At 38.0% G+C, this 19,203-nt stretch carries 16 protein-coding genes; 3 read left to right on the plus strand and 13 right to left on the minus strand.

The features are described 5' to 3' along the window. Nucleotides 1-49: 49 nt before the first annotated feature. The 5 genes from GJS41_RS09885 to fadR all read right to left on the minus strand — a co-directional run bounded on the left by GJS41_RS09885 (nt 50) and on the right by fadR (nt 6,841). Nucleotides 50-1,945 carry a S9 family peptidase gene (locus tag GJS41_RS09885; protein WP_154247208.1) on the minus strand — a complete coding sequence of 632 codons (1,896 nt, stop codon included), beginning with the start codon at nt 1,943-1,945 and terminating at the stop codon, nt 50-52. Beyond that, on the minus strand, nt 1,942-2,601 hold the full coding sequence (locus GJS41_RS09890; RefSeq protein ID WP_154247209.1) for a thiopurine S-methyltransferase: 660 nt from the start codon (nt 2,599-2,601) through the stop codon (nt 1,942-1,944). The genes GJS41_RS09885 and GJS41_RS09890 overlap by 4 nt, the downstream gene beginning before the upstream one ends. Nucleotides 2,602-2,613: 12 nt before the next feature. Further along, nucleotides 2,614-3,708 carry a protease SohB gene (gene sohB / locus GJS41_RS09895; RefSeq protein WP_154247210.1) on the minus strand — a complete coding sequence of 365 codons (1,095 nt, stop codon included), beginning with the start codon at nt 3,706-3,708 and terminating at the stop codon, nt 2,614-2,616. A gap of 97 nt (nt 3,709-3,805) precedes the next feature. Beyond that, a complete protein-coding gene (locus tag GJS41_RS09900) occupies nt 3,806-5,974 on the minus strand; it encodes a hypothetical protein (protein ID WP_154247211.1) in 2,169 nt (722 codons plus the stop codon). A gap of 144 nt (nt 5,975-6,118) precedes the next feature. Continuing rightward, nucleotides 6,119-6,841: a fatty acid metabolism transcriptional regulator FadR gene (fadR, locus tag GJS41_RS09905; protein ID WP_154247212.1), complete on the minus strand. Its 723-nt coding sequence runs from the start codon at nt 6,839-6,841 to the stop codon at nt 6,119-6,121. A gap of 232 nt (nt 6,842-7,073) precedes the next feature. On the opposite strand from fadR, the gene nhaB reads away from it, so the two are divergent. Next, nucleotides 7,074-8,666: a sodium/proton antiporter NhaB gene (gene nhaB, locus GJS41_RS09910; RefSeq protein ID WP_154247213.1), complete on the plus strand. Its 1,593-nt coding sequence runs from the start codon at nt 7,074-7,076 to the stop codon at nt 8,664-8,666. Between the two features lie 67 nt (nt 8,667-8,733). Here the strand turns inward: nhaB and dnaQ are convergent, their stop codons facing one another. The 3 genes from dnaQ to GJS41_RS09925 are packed head-to-tail and all read right to left on the minus strand — an operon-like array spanning nt 8,734 to nt 10,608. Next, nucleotides 8,734-9,426: a DNA polymerase III subunit epsilon gene (gene dnaQ, locus GJS41_RS09915; protein WP_154247214.1), complete on the minus strand. Its 693-nt coding sequence runs from the start codon at nt 9,424-9,426 to the stop codon at nt 8,734-8,736. A 30-nt stretch (nt 9,427-9,456) separates the two neighbouring features. Beyond that, the gene (rnhA, locus tag GJS41_RS09920) at nt 9,457-9,939 is read right to left on the minus strand and encodes a ribonuclease HI (RefSeq protein WP_370515691.1); all 483 of its coding nucleotides are present in this window, start codon (nt 9,937-9,939) and stop codon (nt 9,457-9,459) included. 15 nt (nt 9,940-9,954) lie between these two features. Continuing rightward, nucleotides 9,955-10,608, minus strand: a complete 654-nt coding sequence (locus GJS41_RS09925) for an SAM-dependent methyltransferase (RefSeq protein WP_154247215.1) — start codon at nt 10,606-10,608, stop codon at nt 9,955-9,957. 144 nt (nt 10,609-10,752) lie between these two features. On the opposite strand from GJS41_RS09925, the gene gloB reads away from it, so the two are divergent. Together gloB and GJS41_RS09935 are read left to right on the plus strand one after the other, a co-directional pair. Continuing rightward, nucleotides 10,753-11,526: a hydroxyacylglutathione hydrolase gene (gene gloB, locus GJS41_RS09930; protein WP_154247216.1), complete on the plus strand. Its 774-nt coding sequence runs from the start codon at nt 10,753-10,755 to the stop codon at nt 11,524-11,526. A 6-nt stretch (nt 11,527-11,532) separates the two neighbouring features. Continuing rightward, a complete protein-coding gene (locus tag GJS41_RS09935; protein ID WP_154247217.1) occupies nt 11,533-12,960 on the plus strand; it encodes a LysM peptidoglycan-binding domain-containing protein in 1,428 nt (475 codons plus the stop codon). 79 nt (nt 12,961-13,039) lie between these two features. Here the strand turns inward: GJS41_RS09935 and GJS41_RS09940 are convergent, their stop codons facing one another. From GJS41_RS09940 to GJS41_RS09960, 5 genes are all read right to left on the minus strand, one after another. Further along, the gene (locus GJS41_RS09940) at nt 13,040-14,236 is read right to left on the minus strand and encodes an ABC transporter permease (protein WP_154247218.1); all 1,197 of its coding nucleotides are present in this window, start codon (nt 14,234-14,236) and stop codon (nt 13,040-13,042) included. Between the two features lies 1 nt (nt 14,237). Beyond that, a complete protein-coding gene (locus tag GJS41_RS09945) occupies nt 14,238-15,035 on the minus strand; it encodes an ABC transporter ATP-binding protein (protein ID WP_154247219.1) in 798 nt (265 codons plus the stop codon). Further along, a complete protein-coding gene (locus GJS41_RS09950) occupies nt 15,028-16,077 on the minus strand; it encodes a YcjF family protein (RefSeq protein WP_154247220.1) in 1,050 nt (349 codons plus the stop codon). The genes GJS41_RS09945 and GJS41_RS09950 overlap by 8 nt, the downstream gene beginning before the upstream one ends. Continuing rightward, nucleotides 16,074-17,447: a YcjX family protein gene (locus GJS41_RS09955; protein WP_370515692.1), complete on the minus strand. Its 1,374-nt coding sequence runs from the start codon at nt 17,445-17,447 to the stop codon at nt 16,074-16,076. The genes GJS41_RS09950 and GJS41_RS09955 overlap by 4 nt, the downstream gene beginning before the upstream one ends. A gap of 118 nt (nt 17,448-17,565) precedes the next feature. Then, a complete protein-coding gene (locus GJS41_RS09960; RefSeq protein WP_154247221.1) occupies nt 17,566-19,194 on the minus strand; it encodes a hypothetical protein in 1,629 nt (542 codons plus the stop codon). Between the last annotated feature and the right edge of the window lie 9 nt (nt 19,195-19,203).

Raw genomic sequence — 19,203 nt, forward strand, 5'->3', positions numbered from 1 at the left:
ATCTCTAAATTATAGTTCAACTAAAAAAGGCTCCAGATGGAGCCTTTTTTTAAAGTAGGTATTTTTTATAAAATTCTAACTCTGCTTCAAAAGCTTTGATGATAGTTGCTGGTTTTCTAAAACCATGCCCTTCGCCTTCGAACTCTATATATTCGTATGCCAGACCCTTGGCTTCTAGCGCCTTAACCATGGCTTCAGATTGACTAGGAGGCACCACTTTATCCTCTAAGCCCTGCAGGAGTAATATTGGGCAAGAAAGCTTATCGGTATGCTCACTGGGCGAGCGTTCAAGATAGAGCTTCTCAGACTCTGGCAAAGGGCCTACAACCGTATCTAGATAACGAATCTCAAATTTATGACTATCTTGTGCAAGTGATAATAAATCCGCAACACCATAGCGGCTCATACCTACTTTAAATTTATCATGAAAGGTCAGCGCACAAAGGGTCGTATAGCCGCCGGCACTGCCGCCTCTGATAGCAAGGCGATTGATGTCCACTTTACCCTCTTGCACCAAGTGTTGGGCCATAGCAATACAATCGTCCACATCATAAATACCCCACTGGCCTTTTAGCGAGTCACGGAATTTACGTCCATAGCCAGTACTGCCGCGATAATTAACGTCGGCAACGGCAAACCCACGATTAGTCCAAAACTGTACCTGTAAATTAAAACCGGCATCCGTCATGCCTGTTGGGCCACCATGGCTCATTACAATCAATGGCGGCAGTTCATTTGTTGGATTCTGGTAATCATCATTTGCTGGCGGATAAAAGAAGCCATGCGCTTTAGCATCCTTGGTGGTACTAAATGTTAGATGTTGTCCTTGCGAAATACTTTGAAATTGAAAGCTATTTTTAGCAGGAACAAGGGGGCTAATTTCATTGGTTTTACTATCTAAAAGATAAATACTTAATGACTTAACTTTGCTGGCTGCCATAAAAAACAGCTGCTCATCTACTTTAGTAAGTTGACCATTGAAATAACAAAACCGTTTCTCTAAAAGTTCAACTTCAGAAGTCTCTAGGTCGATCTTATATAAATTCTGCTCACCCTTTTTAGTTCCAATGGCATAAAGCTTATTATCAATTAATTGAAAACTATTACAGCCAAATTGCCATTGAGGAAAACCAAATTCAATTTCATCAAAATCATGACTAAGCTCGCCATTTAAATAGATATGCCACCAACCATTTGAGTCAGACACATAGATTAATTGATTATCATCAGTCCACTGAGGATTATAAATTGACGTCTGATCACCTCCAGCGACTTTAAGCGGATTACCAACATCTCCATCAGAATAAATATCTGCTTGCCATAACTCAGTTTCATCCCAAGGCATATTTGGATGCGACCACTGTAGCCAACAAATTCTCTTACCGTCAGGACTTATTCTAGGATTAGAGTAAAAATCAGCACCATTAGCTATAACTTTCACTTCACCAGTTTCAATATGACAACTGATTAGATCATTAATAACCTGATGAGCATTTGAATCTTTAGGATGAAACTCGCGCACACAAACGGTAAAGTTATGCAGATCTGATAAATCTCCATCTGCATACCTTAAGCCAAGCTTGGTTTCACTTTCCTGTGTTAAAGGTCTAACGGTTTCACTAACTAGGTTTTGCAAATACAACCTTTGATCTTTGTCATTGGCGAATATGATTTTTCCTTTCGCCCCCCAAAAGTCGCCAGAGCCATATTCGTGGACTCGCGTTTTAACGCTATACCCTTCTGGCGTAATATCAACCGTTTTGCCATTGCAATATTTAACAATAACGCCACGGCCTTTGTCTTGTGCTCGAGACTCTAGCCAATAGACAGAGTTTCCAATCACTTTCATTTGCCCTAATCGATTAGATTTCGCGGCTAACATTTCAGTACTAATGTCAGATTGCCAATGACCGAATGGGGCTATATTTAAGGTGTTATCATTCATGTTTTTAAATCGTTAAAATTAATTTGAAATAAAACTTCATCCAATTTTGAAAGCTGTAATTCTTTCCAACGGTGATGATTGTTGATAAGTGAAATACGATCAAGCTCTCGAATCGAAGACTCTGGAAAAAGCTCCGTTAATTCATTTTGAGCAATATAAAAAGGTGGTCCAGACATTTCACCTTCTTCATAATCCATCGTGACCATTAAAATAGTCGCCTTAGGTTGTAATAAAGACTTTAAATGCTTTATATATTTATCTCTTAACTCTTTAGGCAGAGCAACTAACGCAGCTCTATCAAATACTTGAGAAAATTTACCAATATCTTTGGTCTCTATATCAAAGAAATCAGCTAGCCAAATATCAAAATCCCCAAAGTCATAACACTTCTTCTGTTCAAAAGTTTTACGCTTGAAACTTAATTCTGAATCAATAATAAAGTTATCGATAGCTGAAGGATTAAACTCTATAGAAGTTGAGTGGATATTATTTTGCGCTAAAAAAATTGGATCAACCGACTTACCTGATAAAGGTAATAACAACTTTTCTTTGTTATCAAGAAGATACAAGTACCGCCGTAAGAAAGGGTGAGCTTCGCTTAGATGAAATGGTTGCGAAGCTCTTTGCCAACAAGTATCCCAAAAATGATAATCCATTCAATAATAGTGTTATTTAAAAAGATTGGATTGATTAGATCGTTGCACCCACCCCATAACAAAACGATCTAGAAACCCATGAAGGCTAATGGATAACTTATCAGATAGTGGACGTTTTATTTCGTATTTTACAGTGTAAACATCTCTATCCTTAGTTGCATGTGTGATCAAATCATCACTGGTACTGATAGCATCAATCAGACCTAGCTCCAATGCTTGGGAACCATACCAATGCTCCCCAGTAGCAACTTTCTCTATATCCAAGTCAGGGCGATTTTCGGTAATAAACGCTTTAAACAGCTCATGTGTATCTTCTAACTCTTGCTTAAACTTATCACGAGCATAAGTCGTATTCTCACCAAACATGGTTAAGGTTCTTTTATAATCCCCTGCGGTATGTTGCTCATAGTCTACATGAGCTTTTTTTAGGAGTTTGTTAAAGTTTGGGATTTCTGCAACCACACCGATAGAACCAATGATTGCAAATGGTGCACTGATGATTTTATCAGCAACACAAGCCATCATATAACCACCGCTAGCCGCCACTTCGTCTACGGCAATAGTCAGTTGATAACCCGCAGACTTAATACGACTCAATTGCGAGGCAGCAAGACCGTAGGTATGGACCATTCCACCGGGGCTTTTCAAGCGAACTAAGACTTCATCTTGTTTGTTTGCGGTTGCTAAAATGGCACTAATTTCTTCACGTAGAGACTCAACATCGCTGGCTTCAATATCGCCATCAAAATCTAAAACGTAAGTTCTTGGTTTGATCTCTAATTCGTCTTGAATAACTTCTTCATTTTCTTTAGTGGTATTTTCTTTTGCTGCTTTAACTTTCTTTTTCTCAGCTTTAGCCTCTTTCTTATCTTGTTCTTTTTCTTGTTTTTGCAGTGCTTTCCATTCAGCTTTAGACAAGACTTCACTTTGAATCGTGTGTTTATGATCTTTAATTTCTTCACCAAGATTGGTAACTTTAATGTCACCTTTATGAGTCGAGCGTTGCTTTTGACCCGCGCTTAAAATAAACCCAAACACCATAATAATAGCTACCACAATAGTAGCTGCTTTGAGCAGAAAAAGACCGTAATCGGCTATAAATTCCAATAGAGACTCCAAGTTATCAATAAAAGTCGTAACAAGACTAGATACAAAAAAGCCCTCGCTATTTTAGCGAGGGCTTTTGATCCTAAAGGATTATTGCTTAAGGTTCAACGAGTGCCGTATCAGTTACCACCACTTGCGTACCGCCAGAAGCTATAAAGGTTGCTATCGCTGTTTGCATTGCCGTAGTTTCTGCTAAGAACTCTGTTGGGCCATTAGCGCCAGCCGGGCTTAATGGCGTAGCATGGTTACCCGAAACAAACTTCATAAAGGCTCTATCAGTCATAGTGGTATCGGTTACTGTAGCCAAACCGTATAGAGCAGCATGAGGAATAGAACCAGCTAACGGAGCGCCAGGCGCTGCATTTGGAACTACCGAATCACCGCGTACTTGAATGGATAAAGTAGGAATATTATTCGCTTGAGCAATCGTTGCATAGTTAATTGGGTCACCCGAATCAACAACTGTCTGAGCCGCAACCAAGAAGCTTTGTAGCGTTCCAGCTAAGAAAGCTGGATCAGTTGGGTCTTCACCAGAACCCGCAGCCACACCAGCACGAATACGTGGACCAAATGATTCAGAAGCATTTAACATCTGTGCAATTGAACCGGACGCGGTAGCAATAATGCTTTGTTGCGCTAAATCAGCTAACGCAGTGTAATTTGAACCGACGATACCGCCTAGAGAGTGTCCCATGAAGCTTACTTTGCTAGCATCTAAATCAGGCATTGAATCACCATCAATATCCATTCCAGGAATCGCTTTTTCTAAAGTTAACAAGTCTAAAGAGGCTTGACGCAAATTATCACGTGACGCTAAAAGGTTTAATAAATTAATCGTATGAGCACCAGAGGCGTCAACATTTCCGTCAGGGCCTGGAGCGCCTGTAGCATTATCGATGAAGTCCACACCAAATGTACGCTCACGAATTCCACCTGGGATATAGCCTTCAAAAATACCAAGCAAACCACCAGAAGCAGCTTGTAAGCCTAAATGCACTGGATTATCCGCAGCAATACCATGCAGTGGTTGATCCATAGACACAACCGCATTACAAGCTCCAGCCATAGTATCAGCTATACCTAACATCGCAGTACGGTCACTAGTAATACCATGTTGGAAAATCATTACAGGATAAGGTTTTGGACAAGCAGGATTCTTCGGAAGAGAAACCAATAATGGAACCGTCTCATCGCCTTGCTTTTGAGGCAATGGGTTTGCATAAGTTAGATTACCGCCAGCTAATGGGTTCGGTACTAAGTTACCACCAACAGGAACGAAATCTGCCGCAACCCAGCTATCATCTAAGATAGCAGTAGGAGTGGCCGCACTTGGAATACCTGACAAGTAAGGAAGCGTCATTTGACCTTTATAAAGGTTGGCGGCGCCAATACCGGTAAAAGGCGTAGTATCCGTCATTAAGCTACTGAAACTCGTTGCTGGCAAAGCACCCTGCGAAAAAGGTAGATCAATATAGAAACCTTTTGCGGCTACTAATGAATCAGCTACCGACTGAATTGTAAACTGATAGGATAAAATAGCATCATCGCTTTCTATTCCTTGTGTGGCTGCTGCTGCTAGCATCGCGTTCACTAGCTGCCTAATAGGCTCTAACGCTGCTGCTGCACCACCAAGTGGCTCAGTAGACTTGGCTAAATTATAAGAACTATCACCAGATAATGGCGTTCCATTAGAATCCGTTAAGCCATTTGTTAGAACTACCATATAAGATGCTTGAGGTTCAAATGGTCTTAACGGCACAACCGCTACTGTCAATGGACCAGCAACTTGCGCTACATAATCAACACCAGGAACTAGCTCTGCCTCAATACCTGTAACTGGGCCCGTGGGAGCGATAATACCGGGTTGAACTTCTGATCTTAAAACCGAAGTTTTAAAAATTCTAAAAGATTGCCCTAGTGTTAAACTCGTGGAATCTAAGGTTGCACCATTATCCGTAAAACTGATGGTAAACGGAGCATGAGTAGACCAACCGTCTAATGCATTAATAGCCGTAATTGGATTTGATGCACTTGGATCACTGTTTGGAATATTTAAGGTTAAGTCCTCAGAACCTAAAAATAGCAAATCATTCGGTACAGGCACACTACCTGAAGCCGGCGAATAGACTGGCGACATTTGAGCTGATGGTCCGCCGCTACCTGAACCTGAGTCTACGCCAGGAATTATAGGTTCTGCTGGGCCATCACCACACGCTGATAATATCACGCTGCTGGCAAGAGCTAACCCGACTAAAACTTTATTCATTGATTACTCCCATTTTAAATATCAAGGACTTACAGGCCTTATTTATATAATTTAATGTTATAAACACAGTAAGATAAACAATCCTACTCTGTAATGTATGTCTTTGGCAAGTGGACTTACCAGATTCTCAAATCACTAATAAAATTAACGATTTGCAATCTCACTAAAGCTTTTTAACTCTGCTTTAGCGCGGTTCCATAATTCACCACTTTCATGACCGTATTTCCATAGAACATCGATGGCTTTATCAGCATCACCGTCTTTTACTGCTTGTGCTAAATCTTTGTAGTATTGATAAGCAAGCTTCCGAGTTTGCTCCCAACCAAAATAGAAATTTCCTATTTTATAATAAATAGCTTCAAAGCCATTAAGCATTAAAGTGTAGATTGGATTTCCCGAAGCACGTGTCGCCAAGTGATGAAATTGCCAGTCAAATGCTATGTAGCCTTGGGTATTGTTTGGAACCTGATCAATTTTATCTAGCATTTCGATTAAAGCAGCAGGATCGTTTTTGATAGCTCTGCGTAAAAAGATACTGGCAGTTGAAGTTCTTGCTTCTAATAAATTATCCGCTAACTCTATAGAGCCTTCGTCATCAAGTTGAATTAAAGTATCTAACACATTTAAAGTAGCCGATTCCCAAATATCATTTACTTTAGTTGGCTTACCATGTTGGATAGTTAACCAACCATCACGAGCCAAACGTTGCAATACTTCTCTCAAAGTCGTTCGAGTCACTCCAATAATCTCTGCCAACTCGCGTTCAGCAGGTAAAATAGTACCGGCGGCGAATTTACCATTCCAGATAGACTCAACAATGTATTGCTCGGCAAAGGCGGCTGGCGTTAAAGCTTTAGCTGTAGCCATTTAGATCCCCAAAATTCTGTTTTAGTAGGAAAAAGTGGTAAGAGCACTTATTTTCAACGTTTTTAACACATAGTCCACCCCATTTCTAGCCTATTGGCTAATAAAGCAGCAATAATTGATTAAAAACTCTAATCTAAAGCTTTATCAAAGTTTTTAGCCCGAAAATGCTGGAAAATCTACGATAACTCCATAGAATGTATAACCATAAATTCTAAAGAAAAATGACACCAATATGAGCTATAACGTTCGCAATGCGATTTTCGATAATTTCTTAGGGAATGCCCCTGACTGGTACAAAACTACCATTATTGGATTTTTGTTACTTAACCCTTTTATTCTGTATGCTCTTGGTCCTGTGATTGCTAGTTGGGTTATTGTTGCTGAGTTTATTTTTACCCTAGCTATGGCTTTGAAATGCTACCCATTACAACCTGGCGGTTTAATCGCGATTGAAGCCGTCTTTTTAGGGCTAACTTCGACCAGTACCATCATGCACAAAATTGACGACAACTTAGAAGTATTATTGTTGTTGATTTTTATGGTGGCAGGTATCTTCTTTATGAAGAATCTATTGCTATTTTTATTCTCCAGAATTTTGCTAGGTATCAAATCTAAAAGAGCATTGTCGTTAATGTTTTTATTAGTGTCTGCTTTTTTATCAGCATTCTTAGATGCTTTAACCGTGACCGCGGTAGTGATTTCTGTGGGGGTTGGTTTTTACGGTATTTTCCATAAAGTAGCTGCCGGAATTGATTACAAAGATCGAGCAGATATTAATACGGACGAAGAAGTTTATGAGCAACATCGAGCTGATCTAGGTCAATTCCGCTCTTTCTTACGTAGCCTTATGATGCATGCCGCAGTCGGAACCGCTTTGGGTGGAGTTTGTACTTTAGTAGGAGAGCCGCAAAACTTACTAATTGCTAATACTGCTAGTTGGGAATTTACTGAGTTCTTTTTGCGAATGGCACCGGTAACTATTCCCGTGTTATTTGCCGGCATTATCGTTTGCTACTTGTTAGAAACATTTAAAGTCATGGGCTACGGTGCGTTGCTTCCAGATACAGTAAGAAAAGTGATGGAAGAAGACCAAGTTAATCGTGATGCTAAACGCACCAAAAAAGATAACTGGAATTTAGTCATGCAGGCTTTGGTTGGCGTTTGGTTAATCATTGCATTAGCACTTCACCTTAGCACTGTGGGCTTAATTGGTTTATCCGTTATTGTTTTAGCAAGTGCCTTTACTGGCGTTATTGACGAACACGCTATCGGTAAAAGCTTCGAAGAAGCACTACCCTTTACAGCTTTATTAACCGTATTTTTTGTTATTGTTGCGGTAATTTTTGATCAGCAACTTTTCACACCAATTATTCAATATATTTTCACCATGGACAGCGATTCACAAGTTGCAGCGTTTTACATGGCCAATGGTGTCTTATCCGCTATCAGCGATAATGTTTTTGTAGCCACCGTCTATGTAGGTGAAATAAAGCAAGCAGCTGTTAATGGCGTTATTAATCGAGAGACATTTGATCTACTGTCTGTAGCGATTAATACCGGTACCAATATTCCAAGCGTTGCCACACCAAACGGTCAAGCTGCCTTTTTATTCTTGTTAACTAGCGGTTTAGCGCCATTGATTCGATTATCCTATATGCGCATGGTGGTTATGGCTCTGCCTTATACCATTGTTATGACCATTATCGGTTTGATTGGAGTCTTGTATTTCTTAAAACCTGCTACAGCAACCATGTATGAAAAAGGGTTGCTCAATCATCATTCAATAGAACAATTAAAGAGCGACGGTAAATCTAATTCTCATTAATTAATTATCAATAAAAAAGCAGGCATACGCCTGCTTTTTTATTTCCATTTTAAATTTAATGGATTATTTATTTCCAAAGAGCATCCGATAAAGATTCGATTTTTTCTTGATGCAATTTTAACTCTTCATCACTGGCTTTAATTACTCTTAAAGGCGCTCTCTCAGCAGAAAGTTTACGGATTTTTATTTCACCCGTTTGTGAGGTATTAGTAGAGGCCTGGCGTCCCAAAGTTAAACTGGTTTGACCGCCCGTCATTCTTAAGTAAACGTCGGCTAGAATTTCGGAATCTAATAAGGCGCCATGCAGCTCACGATGGGTATTATCAATATCATAACGCTTACATAAAGCATCTAAGCTATTGCGCTGTCCTGGGTGCATTTGCCTCGCCAGCGTCAAGGTATCCAACACCGAGCAATAATCACTCATAGAACCTTTCGAACTGCCCAATAAATTGAGCTCATGATCCAAGAAGCCAATATCAAACGGCGCGTTATGAATAATAAGTTCAGCACCATCAACAAAATTCAAAAAATCTTGAGCCACATCTTCAAACAAAGGCTTATCTTCTAAAAACTCATTGGTAATACCGTGTACTTCAATCGCACCCTCATCAATTTCTCGGTTAGGCTTCAAATATTGATGATAGTGATTACCAGTTAACTTTCGGTCAACTAACTCCACACAACCAATTTCAATGATTCTATGCCCTTCTGAAGGCTCTAAACCGGTAGTTTCTGTGTCTAATACTATTTGTCTCATGATTAATTCTTTTTAAATTTTTATCTAGATTTAGTTGCTTTGGTTTACACTTCGACGCGCATTTGATAAGTCTTGCTCTGCAAGCACCTTATCCACACCTAAATTAGCAAGCTCATCTGCAATTTCATTTTCAGTATGCCCGCTATGGCCTTTAACCCAATGCCAGTTCACTTGATGCTTGGCAACCTCTTCATCCAGAGCTTGCCATAAATCTTTATTCTTCACCGGCTTTTTACTAGCCGTTTTCCAGCCTTTGGCTTTCCAACCTTCAAGCCAGGATTGAATACCATTTTTGACGTAACTTGAATCCGTAGTCAATTCAACTTGCGAAGGTTTTTTTAACGCTTTTAACGCTTCAATAGCCGCCATTAGCTCCATGCGATTATTGGTGGTTTCTAATTCTCCACCGTATAATTTTTTTTCATGCTTACCTGAGCGTAACAAAGCTCCCCAGCCACCAACGCCGGGGTTTCCTTTACAAGCACCATCGGTAAATATTTCAATTTTTTTCACTGCTTCATTCTCAATTTAAGATGCTTCTTTAGTGGAAACATTAGCCAGCTTAGTATTCAGCGGAATGGATAAAGTCTCTTCCAACGGTTTAATTGGGTTTAAAGTTGCCACTTTTTTCTGTGCCTTGATCATATAAGCGATAGGCACTGAAAGCCATGCTTTAGACAATTCAGATTTTTTGTGGAATTGACTGAAGCCTCGCCACCAAGGACAACTAATGACATCCACATCGGCAATTTCAAAACCAAGCAAACTTAACCAGTCTTTAAAACGATGCAAACCAATACTTTGTTCAGGCACTAGCTTTCTACTATCACTAAGACCCATTTTTGATTTGATATGCCATAGGTTGTTAGGGGCTGATAACAACACATATAAGTTGCCCTGTGGTTCAAGCGCACGATGAATCTCACCCAGCAATATAGAGCCCGTTTCAGTAAAGTCAAACCCAAGGCTAATGACGCTTGCTTTTAAAGAGTCTGCCATTACCGGTAAGGCTTGAGGATCAGCATTGAGATCATGAGCTAGCGAAGGCCCAAGCTTAATATGATGATCAAAAACATTATCAGGCATATTCAAACATTGGGTAAGGCTATCCAATGTCAATAAGAAGCCACCTTGATAAGCCTCTAATTGACTTTGTAACCATTCTTGCCAGATGTATCGCATGCGATTGCCAGCTGGCAGCAGCGGCCAGCTAAGTTCGTTTAATAAAGCCACGTTTTATTTTCAGTCAGTTTAAATTGACTTCCCACTAACAACTTATTATGTTCATGCTAACCCGTGGCAGTTTTACAGGCAAGCTTGTAACTTATGATTATTCACCCGATAAAAGCTTTTTCCGATAATTACATCTGGGCCATTCATCAAAAAAAAGACGCTGGCTTGATTGTCGTCGATCCAGGTGACGCGAAGCCTGTTATCGCTTATATCAATGCTAATGGGTTAAGACTTGATGCCATTCTGATCACTCACTATCATCATGATCATATCGGTGGCGTTAATGAGCTAAAGAACAAGTATCATTGCCCGGTGTATGGCTCTAGCTACGATAACTTAGAATGCTGTGATCATTACCTATCTGATCAAGATAGACTAAATCTATGGAGCGGCCAGTTAAATTTTGAGCTACTTCATGTACCAGGCCATACCTTAGGTCATATTGCCTATCATGATTCTCAGAAAAAACTATTGTTCTGCGGAGATACTTTATTTCGCGCTGGCTGTGGGAGAATGTTTGAAGGCGAACCAGAACAATTTTATAACTCTCTAAAAACTCTAGCCAACTTGCCTATAGATACTCAAGTTTACTGCACGCATGAATACACCTTAAGTAATCTTGCCTTTGCTCAGCATATTGAGCCGTCAAACCACGATATCAAACAATTACTTCAGGAATGCAAGGCTTTAAGGGAAAAGGACCTAGTAACACTGCCCTCAAATCTTGCCAGTGAGCTTAAGTGCAACCCTTTTTTAAGATGCCATATACCCTCTGTATCTGAAAGTGTTAAACAACTGGCTAATGTAAATGTTAAGAAAGAATATGAAATTTTTGCTAGTATGCGTCGCTTGAAAGATAACTTTTAACTCTTGATGTATAAAAATCAAAAACTTAGCTTTGCTGCTATCACTTTAGCAACATTGACCGCTTGCGCTCATATAACAACACAAGAAGCAAGCGAAAAGGATCAACATGAAGCTGTTCAAATCATTGAACCTAGGCCAATTGAGCAAACTACAGAACAAACAATCAATGAAGCCCAAAATACTTTTTCAGATGTCGAAGTAGAAGAGCCGCAAGAAGACACAGCAGTAGCCATTGAGCTTAAACCGGTACTAGATTTATGGGAATACATTCGCTCAAAACAGCAATTGACTCGCATCCAGCATTCTCGTATCAAGCAATTTGAACAATACTTTTTAAAACATTCAAATTATCTCAAGAAAAAAACTGATAAAGCTGCGCCTTATCTTTACTACATTATTCAAGAATTAGAAAAGCGCCAAATGCCACTGGAGCTCGCTTTTACTCCAATGGTGGAGTCTAATTTTGATCCCCTTGCACATTCAGTAGTCCAAGCTGCAGGCCTTTGGCAGTTTATGCCAAAAACGGCTCGCGGTTTCGGTATTAAGATCAACGATTGGTATGATGGCCGCCGTGATGTTGTTGCTTCAACAGAGGCTGCTCTAGATTATTATCAATACCTTAATAAACTATTTAATGGCGATTGGTTACTTACGGTGGCGGCCTACAACTACGGCCAAGGCAATGTTTTTAAAGCCATTAAGAAAAATAAAAAACGGGGTAAAGCCACTGATTATTGGTCACTTGATTTACCTAAAGAAACTCAGCGTCATATTCCCAAATGGATAGCCCTTTCTAATTTGTTGATTAATCAAAGTGATTATAACTTACAACTCACTCCAATAGAAAATGCTCCACGCTTTGAGAGTTTTGGAATTACAGCTCCTGTAAATTTAGTTAAACTAGCATCTGAAACTAATTTGAACAAAGAAGCTTTTTACAGGCTAAATCCTGCTTTTAACCGTTTATTTATTCCAGCAGAGCATAAAAAAGCTGACTTACTAATACCGGTCGAATCTCGAGCAACATTTGAAGAGAAACTATTACAGCTTCCCGCTGATACTTTCAATGTCAGTTTCAGTTATAAAGTTAAATCCGGTGATAATTTAAGTATGATTGCTCACAAGCACAAAACCAGGGTGTCTGATATTAAGAAAATCAATCATCTTAAATCAGATAAAATTAAAATTGGCCAGTCTTTAAAATTGCCTGGTGCTGTTACAGTAAGTAAAGAAGAAAATGCATTTTTTACCAAGCTCGGTAATTATAAAAAGCGCAGAAGGTATCAAGTTTATAAAGTTCGCTCTGGTGACAGTCTATGGAAAATTGCCAAGAAATTTAAAGTTACCACTCGGAAGCTAGCGCGTTGGAATGGCTTATCAGCTAAAAAAGTTTTACGCATAGGGCAGTCTTTAAAAATTTGGCCATCGCCTTAATACTTTACAAAGCACGTTTCTTAATTTAAATAAAAAAGAGCGCGTGAAGCGCTCTTTTTTATTTGACAGACTAATATCTTTAACTTCTAAACAAGACTTTTTCTTTCTTGAAGAATTGAGTAACAAAAAACAGTAACGCACCTGCAATCAGTGCAGTTGAAACGAGTAAAACTGCTATCAAAGAATAATCTACGGTTCCTTTGATTAAATCTTTCATAGCTAGAGCGACATTAGTTACAGGAATCATTGCTGTTTTCCAATTAAGCTCCATACCGGGAACGAACGCTACTAGTACTGGAACAAAACCAAGCATCATAATTGGGGACATATAGGCTTGTGCTTCTTTCATGTTTTTTGCGTAAATAGAAGCAGATAACATGATTGATGCAAAAATACTTGTTAAAGGGATTAAGAGAACGCCAATTAGTAAAATATCTAAAGTAGAAACATTTGCCAGGAAACCAATTGCATCTAAATTTAAAGCGTTGGTGAAAATATAAGCCCAAAATAGATAACTTAAAAGTGTAAATGCCACGGAAGAAAAGCTTGCCGAAAATATTACGGCAAATTTTGCTAAAACAATTCTGCTTTTATTCATCGGCGTCAACAATAATGTTTCTAAAGTTCCTCTTTCTTTTTCTCCTACACCAACTTCCAGTGTTGGGTACATAGCTCCAGCAATTGCCAATAAAATTAAAATATAGGCGATCATGGCTCCTGCAATCTCACCCGTTCTTTCTCTTTTAGAAGCATAGTTTTTATTTTCAACTTCAAGAGGTTTATTAAACGCTTTTAGAGATGCATTAGGTATATTAAAAGCATCTCCTAGTTTATTTCTTTGGACATTATTATAGCTTTCAAATATTTTATTCACTCGATTTGATAAAATATTACTTAATTGAGAGGCTCCCTTGTAATGTAAATTTACTGTTTGCTGTACTCGGGAATTTGATGGTGCTAAAGATCCTTCCGGCACTTCAAGAATGAAATCAACATCTTTACTTAAAACTAGTTCTTTATAATTATTTGATTCTATATTGACTTTTTTAAAGTTTTTTTCAGCCGTAAACAAATCTCTCAAACCCGGCATTTGTTCTGCGTTTACAAAAGCGATTTCTATTTCTTGGACTCTGGCTTCCTGAGCTCTATCACCTGAGAACTTACCAACAAAGAAAAAGATAATAGGAAATATTACAGTTGGTAATAGTATTGATAAAATTAAGGTTCTTTTATCTCTTAAGAGTTCCATCATTTCTTTTTTATATACTAACCACATATTATGCTACCTCTTTTTGAACTTTTACTAACTTAAGGAATGATGAATATAAATCACCATTGTCGGAAATGGCTGAAAACTCTTCCGTAGTCCCAAAGAACTTAGATTCACCCAAATCAATTAAGCATACTTGATCACATAGTTGTTCAACTTCATGTAAATGATGCGTTGAAAAGATAACTGACATGTCGGTACCGCGATACGATTCAATAAAATCTAGTACGGTTTTGGCTGAAATCACATCTAAACCGGTTGTAGGCTCATCAAACACTAATACTCTCGGGTTATGGATAACAGCTCTTGCTATCGAAGCCCTTTGCGACATACCTGTAGATAAATCGTCGGCACGTTTGCCGGCAAAAGAGTGCATATCCAAAAGGGTAAAAATCTTATCAAGTCGCTCATCTAATTCATTTTTTGCTAAGCCATGCATACGACCAAAGTATTCAACATTTTCTTGCACTGTTAAACGATGATATAGACCTGTCTTACCCGACAAGAAACCAATCTGCTTAGTAGCATACAAGGGATCTTTAGTCACATCTTTACCATCTATAAGAATTTGACCTTCGGTAGGTTGTAAAGCGGTTGAAAGCATTCGCAAAGTTGTTGTTTTACCGGCACCATTAGGGCCTAATAAGCCTAAAACTTTACCTGGTTCGACATTGAAACTAACATCTTTAACCGCATGAAACACTCCCTCTCCTTCACGAGGATCGGTTATTACTTTTTTCTGCCTAGCCTTCGCTTCTTTTTTGTCATAAGCAAAAGTTTTAGCAAGATTTTTAATTTCAATCATTGTCTTTCCCCTTATTTAAAGTTTTATCATTCTTTTTAACCATTGAAAGGATCTTATTCGTAATTGATTTACGAATTTGCCCTAGCTTAGGTTTGTTATCTTCATCAAACTCAATTGGCCTACAAATTTGCATGGTTTGAATGCCTAAACGCGAAATCAAAATACCTACCCCGATACCTTGGGCCATTTTGCTAGAAATCGCTGCAGCTACACTTTTTCCCAGTAACTCTACCCCAGCCTCTGCCACAAACTCACTTGCTCCAGCCAACATTAGATTGGTTGCAACCTGCTTAGTCAGTCCTAGACGCCCAAAGGCTGTCTGAGGGCAACCATAAATCCGTGAGATATCTTGCAGCATTCGACTCGAGCGCCAAGCAACTAGGGCCATGTCAGCAATTGCTAATGGACTCAAGGCTACCATAAGTGCTGACTCTGTGGCATGCTTTCTAATCGCCTCCAGAGCTAGCTGATCTAGACCATTCAAAACTTGATTGTTATAAATTTGTATTAATTCTGAATCATTATGCGAAGAATTAGCAGTTTGACGGTACAGCGCAAGTGTTTTCGATATATCAACTTCTTGTAAAAACTCGTCACTAACTTCATCAAGAACCTTAGCAGCCTTGCCGTAGGTTTCGTTATTTGAATAACTTGATAGCTTTTGCTGAATACTTTTTCGATATTCTAAACGCTTACTTTTAATTCTGCCGCTTATTAAGGTACCAAAACCCGCTATAACAACACTCACAAGTAAAGCTGCTACTGTAATGCCTAACACCCTACTAATCGCAAATAACTCTTGTATAAACTGCCAAGATTCAAATATCGCTGCAGTGACTACTAAGCTACCAAATGAAATGCCAAACCATTTAAGCCACCTGTTGGATTTTGCTGACTTTTTTAGCTTTAGTCCATTCGCACTAATTGGCAACGATTTTTGCTGCTCTTGTAATAAATCTTCTTTTACCTGTTCCGCATCATCAAGTTGCGAAGTTTCGACTTTTACTGATTGACTATCAAATTTTATTGGTTGATCACTCATAAAAACTTATCTCCAATTAATAGTTCAATCAGCCGATCCATACGATGGTGCGGAAGCTGTTTATCCGTCGCTAAGTCAGGAACGGCATAATCAATGAAGTTATATCTTTGCTCTGACCATTGTTTCTTGCTCATAGGTTCAGTTGGAATTTTTCCAGGGTAATTTATAACCTCTTTATTATTCTCAAACTCTATCCCTTTTACACAGGCTAGCTTTTTACTTTCATGCTCTGCCAATACTGGCTCAGTCACTTGAATTGCACTAAAAACGACGGTAGCGACGTCGATACCTTGATAGCCAACTTGATTTTCTGCATCGATTAACATATTCGACAAAAAAGCCCTCATGGCATTATGCTGCTCCGGCGGAACATGATCAGATTTTGATGATGCGATAATTAATTTATTAATTTTTGGCTGAAACATTCTTTTAAACCAATTTGTCTGTCCATAATCAAAACTTGTAATCAACTTGGACAACGTTTGCTGCAACTCACGATAAGAGTCATAACCACAGTTTAGAACTTTTAAGACATCAACCAAAAGCAACTGTCTATCGACACTTGTAAAGTACTCCTTGAAAAAAGGTTTTACTATATTATCTCTATAATAGTTAAATCGCTGCTCTAATTTTTCTGCTAGTTCATCAGAAATATTGACATGACTAGGCACAGGAAAAAAGTCTAAAACTGGTGCACCATCTAAATCGCCTGGTAAAATAAAACGACCTGGTTGAATTAAATGAATACCCTCAGAGCTATCCTTGCAGCGTACTAAAAACTGCCTAAATTCTTTTGCTAACAGCTTTATATCACTTTCAGAAGAAGGTGCTTTCAATAAATTGTTTACACTCTGATGCCAATCATCTGCTAATTTAGACTGAGGCTTTTTATTAGCCCACTCATAAAACTGCTTGGACCAAGTGATAAAATTTAGATCTAGCAAAGGTAGATCTAGCAGCCACTCACCTGGATAATCAATAATGTCAATATTAAGGTGGCTGTGAGGTTGGATTCGTTTTAACCATTTATTCTTAACCTCAAATTTAATACTAATTCTCGATTGGCTTATATTGATTGTAGACTTAGGCCATTGATGTGATTCTAATGCAGATATAGCTTCCTTATAAGGAAACTCAGGGATGTGCAAATCGGTATATGTAATCTGCTTAACCCCTAATATACGAGATTCTGCATGCGCCAACCAAAAAGGTAGCTGTGCTTTTTTTTGATGTAGAAGCTGACTCATCAAAGAGGTAATAAATGCTGTTTTGCCGGAGCCACTAAGTCCCGTAACGCAAACTCTGATATTTTTATCTAGCCCCCTATCTAAAAGCTCTACTGCTTGTTTTAATTGCTTTTTAATCGCCACAGATATCCTAATTTAACGCTATAAGTCATTATAACTAGAGATTATATGTAATGCTGTATTGAAAGGTAAGAAATTATTACTCAGGCATATGTTGGTTATATAGCGTTTGCTTGAGTATTTAGTTATAAATTATCTCATCTAAATATTGATTGACTTGCTCGAGGGTAACATTTGAAACCATACTGCTGTGAAAATTGATGACATCATATTTATAAATTTCATTAAAGATATAAAAGTGCGGATTGTCTTGAGACAGGTTTAACCGATTAATAAAAGCTAATTTGATAGTATCTAATCTTTCTACGGATATATTTTTTGTACTCTTCTTGAAGCTGTCTAAAGTAACATCCTGCATAGCAATATCAGTACAGTTACTATTTAATACATTAAATGACTTAAAGCCACTAACCTGGTTATTAGATTGGCTGGAAATAAAATCATATACTAGCAGCTTTTCAACACCCCACAACCTATCGTTCAAATTCAACTGCTCTAAGCAAAAAAGATTGGATGTAAAAGCATGCTGCTCAGCTCTGTCTTGATTAGAAGCTAATAAACTAAGGCTATTTTCTAAATTTTGAAGCATCGTTGGCTGCTGGCCATCATGAAATATCAAATAATCAAACAAAGATACATCTATACCAGAGTATAATAGTGGTTTTAAGATCATATTATTAATGGCTTTGATATTTTCTTCATAATTCAAATCAATATCGCTTATGACCAACAGACTTGGAATAGATTGGGAAAAAGAAAAATTAATAGTTTTTCCTAATAAATCACAATCTAAAATTGAACAGGCATCGACTAACTGTTTCAAATTAATAGCCAAAGTTAGACTTTGATTATCATCATCAACGACACGTAAACCCTTTAAAATTTTGAGATTACCACTTGAATCTATTAAGTTATCTTTGCTTATTTTGTTAGAACGGTTAGACGATAATATTTCTAAATAGCGCTGATGCAATGGTTCAATAGAAATGCTCGTCAAACTAGCAGGGAGCATCCCCGTAAAAATTGCACCGTCGTCCAGTTTCAAGCTGTTTAATAACAATGTATAATCTTGCTTGCTATTATTTACTGCTGTGAAATAACTTTTATAACGCACTAATAAATTTGCAACCTGCCCTTGATTCAATGGGCTGGTAGACGTAGGCTCACTACAATAAAAACTATTGCTATAAAAAACATACGCTGTAGTTTTTATATCTTCTCTCACACAAACCATCAGAGCAGCAATAAAATTATCGACTGTTTGATCTTGCTCTTGCAATGAATAAATGGTCTTGTTCTTATTTCTAACCAGTTCATTATTAGATTTTATTTTTTTTAAATATTTATATAAGTCTCCAGTAACCTTTTGCTCAGCTACATTTCCAAACAAAGTAATACTAAAATAGTTAATATCATTATTATGCTCGTCGATGTAATTATATATTTCAGAAAGAATAGAATCTTTTTGTATTTGATTAAAAACGATAGAAAACTTACTAGAGAAAACTGATTCATTATTGGTAAATTCGAAGCCTAACTGATAACTCAACAGCTTAATATTACTAGCCAGTAGTTGGCTGTTTTTTGAATCTAATTCTAAAGTAATGAAGAGGCTTTCAGAATTACTTTTAACAATTTGAAAACCGACGTGCTCAGAAATTTGCTCAGTTATTAGTTTTTCTGTACTCCAGTTTTTTGCAGCTAGAGCATTACAAAACAAGATAAAATAAATTAGAGTAATATACTTCATAAAAAAAAG

Origin of the sequence: Kangiella sp. HZ709, from assembly GCF_009674675.1 — a bacterium.
In the GTDB taxonomy this organism is placed as follows: Bacteria; Pseudomonadota; Gammaproteobacteria; order Enterobacterales; family Kangiellaceae; genus Kangiella.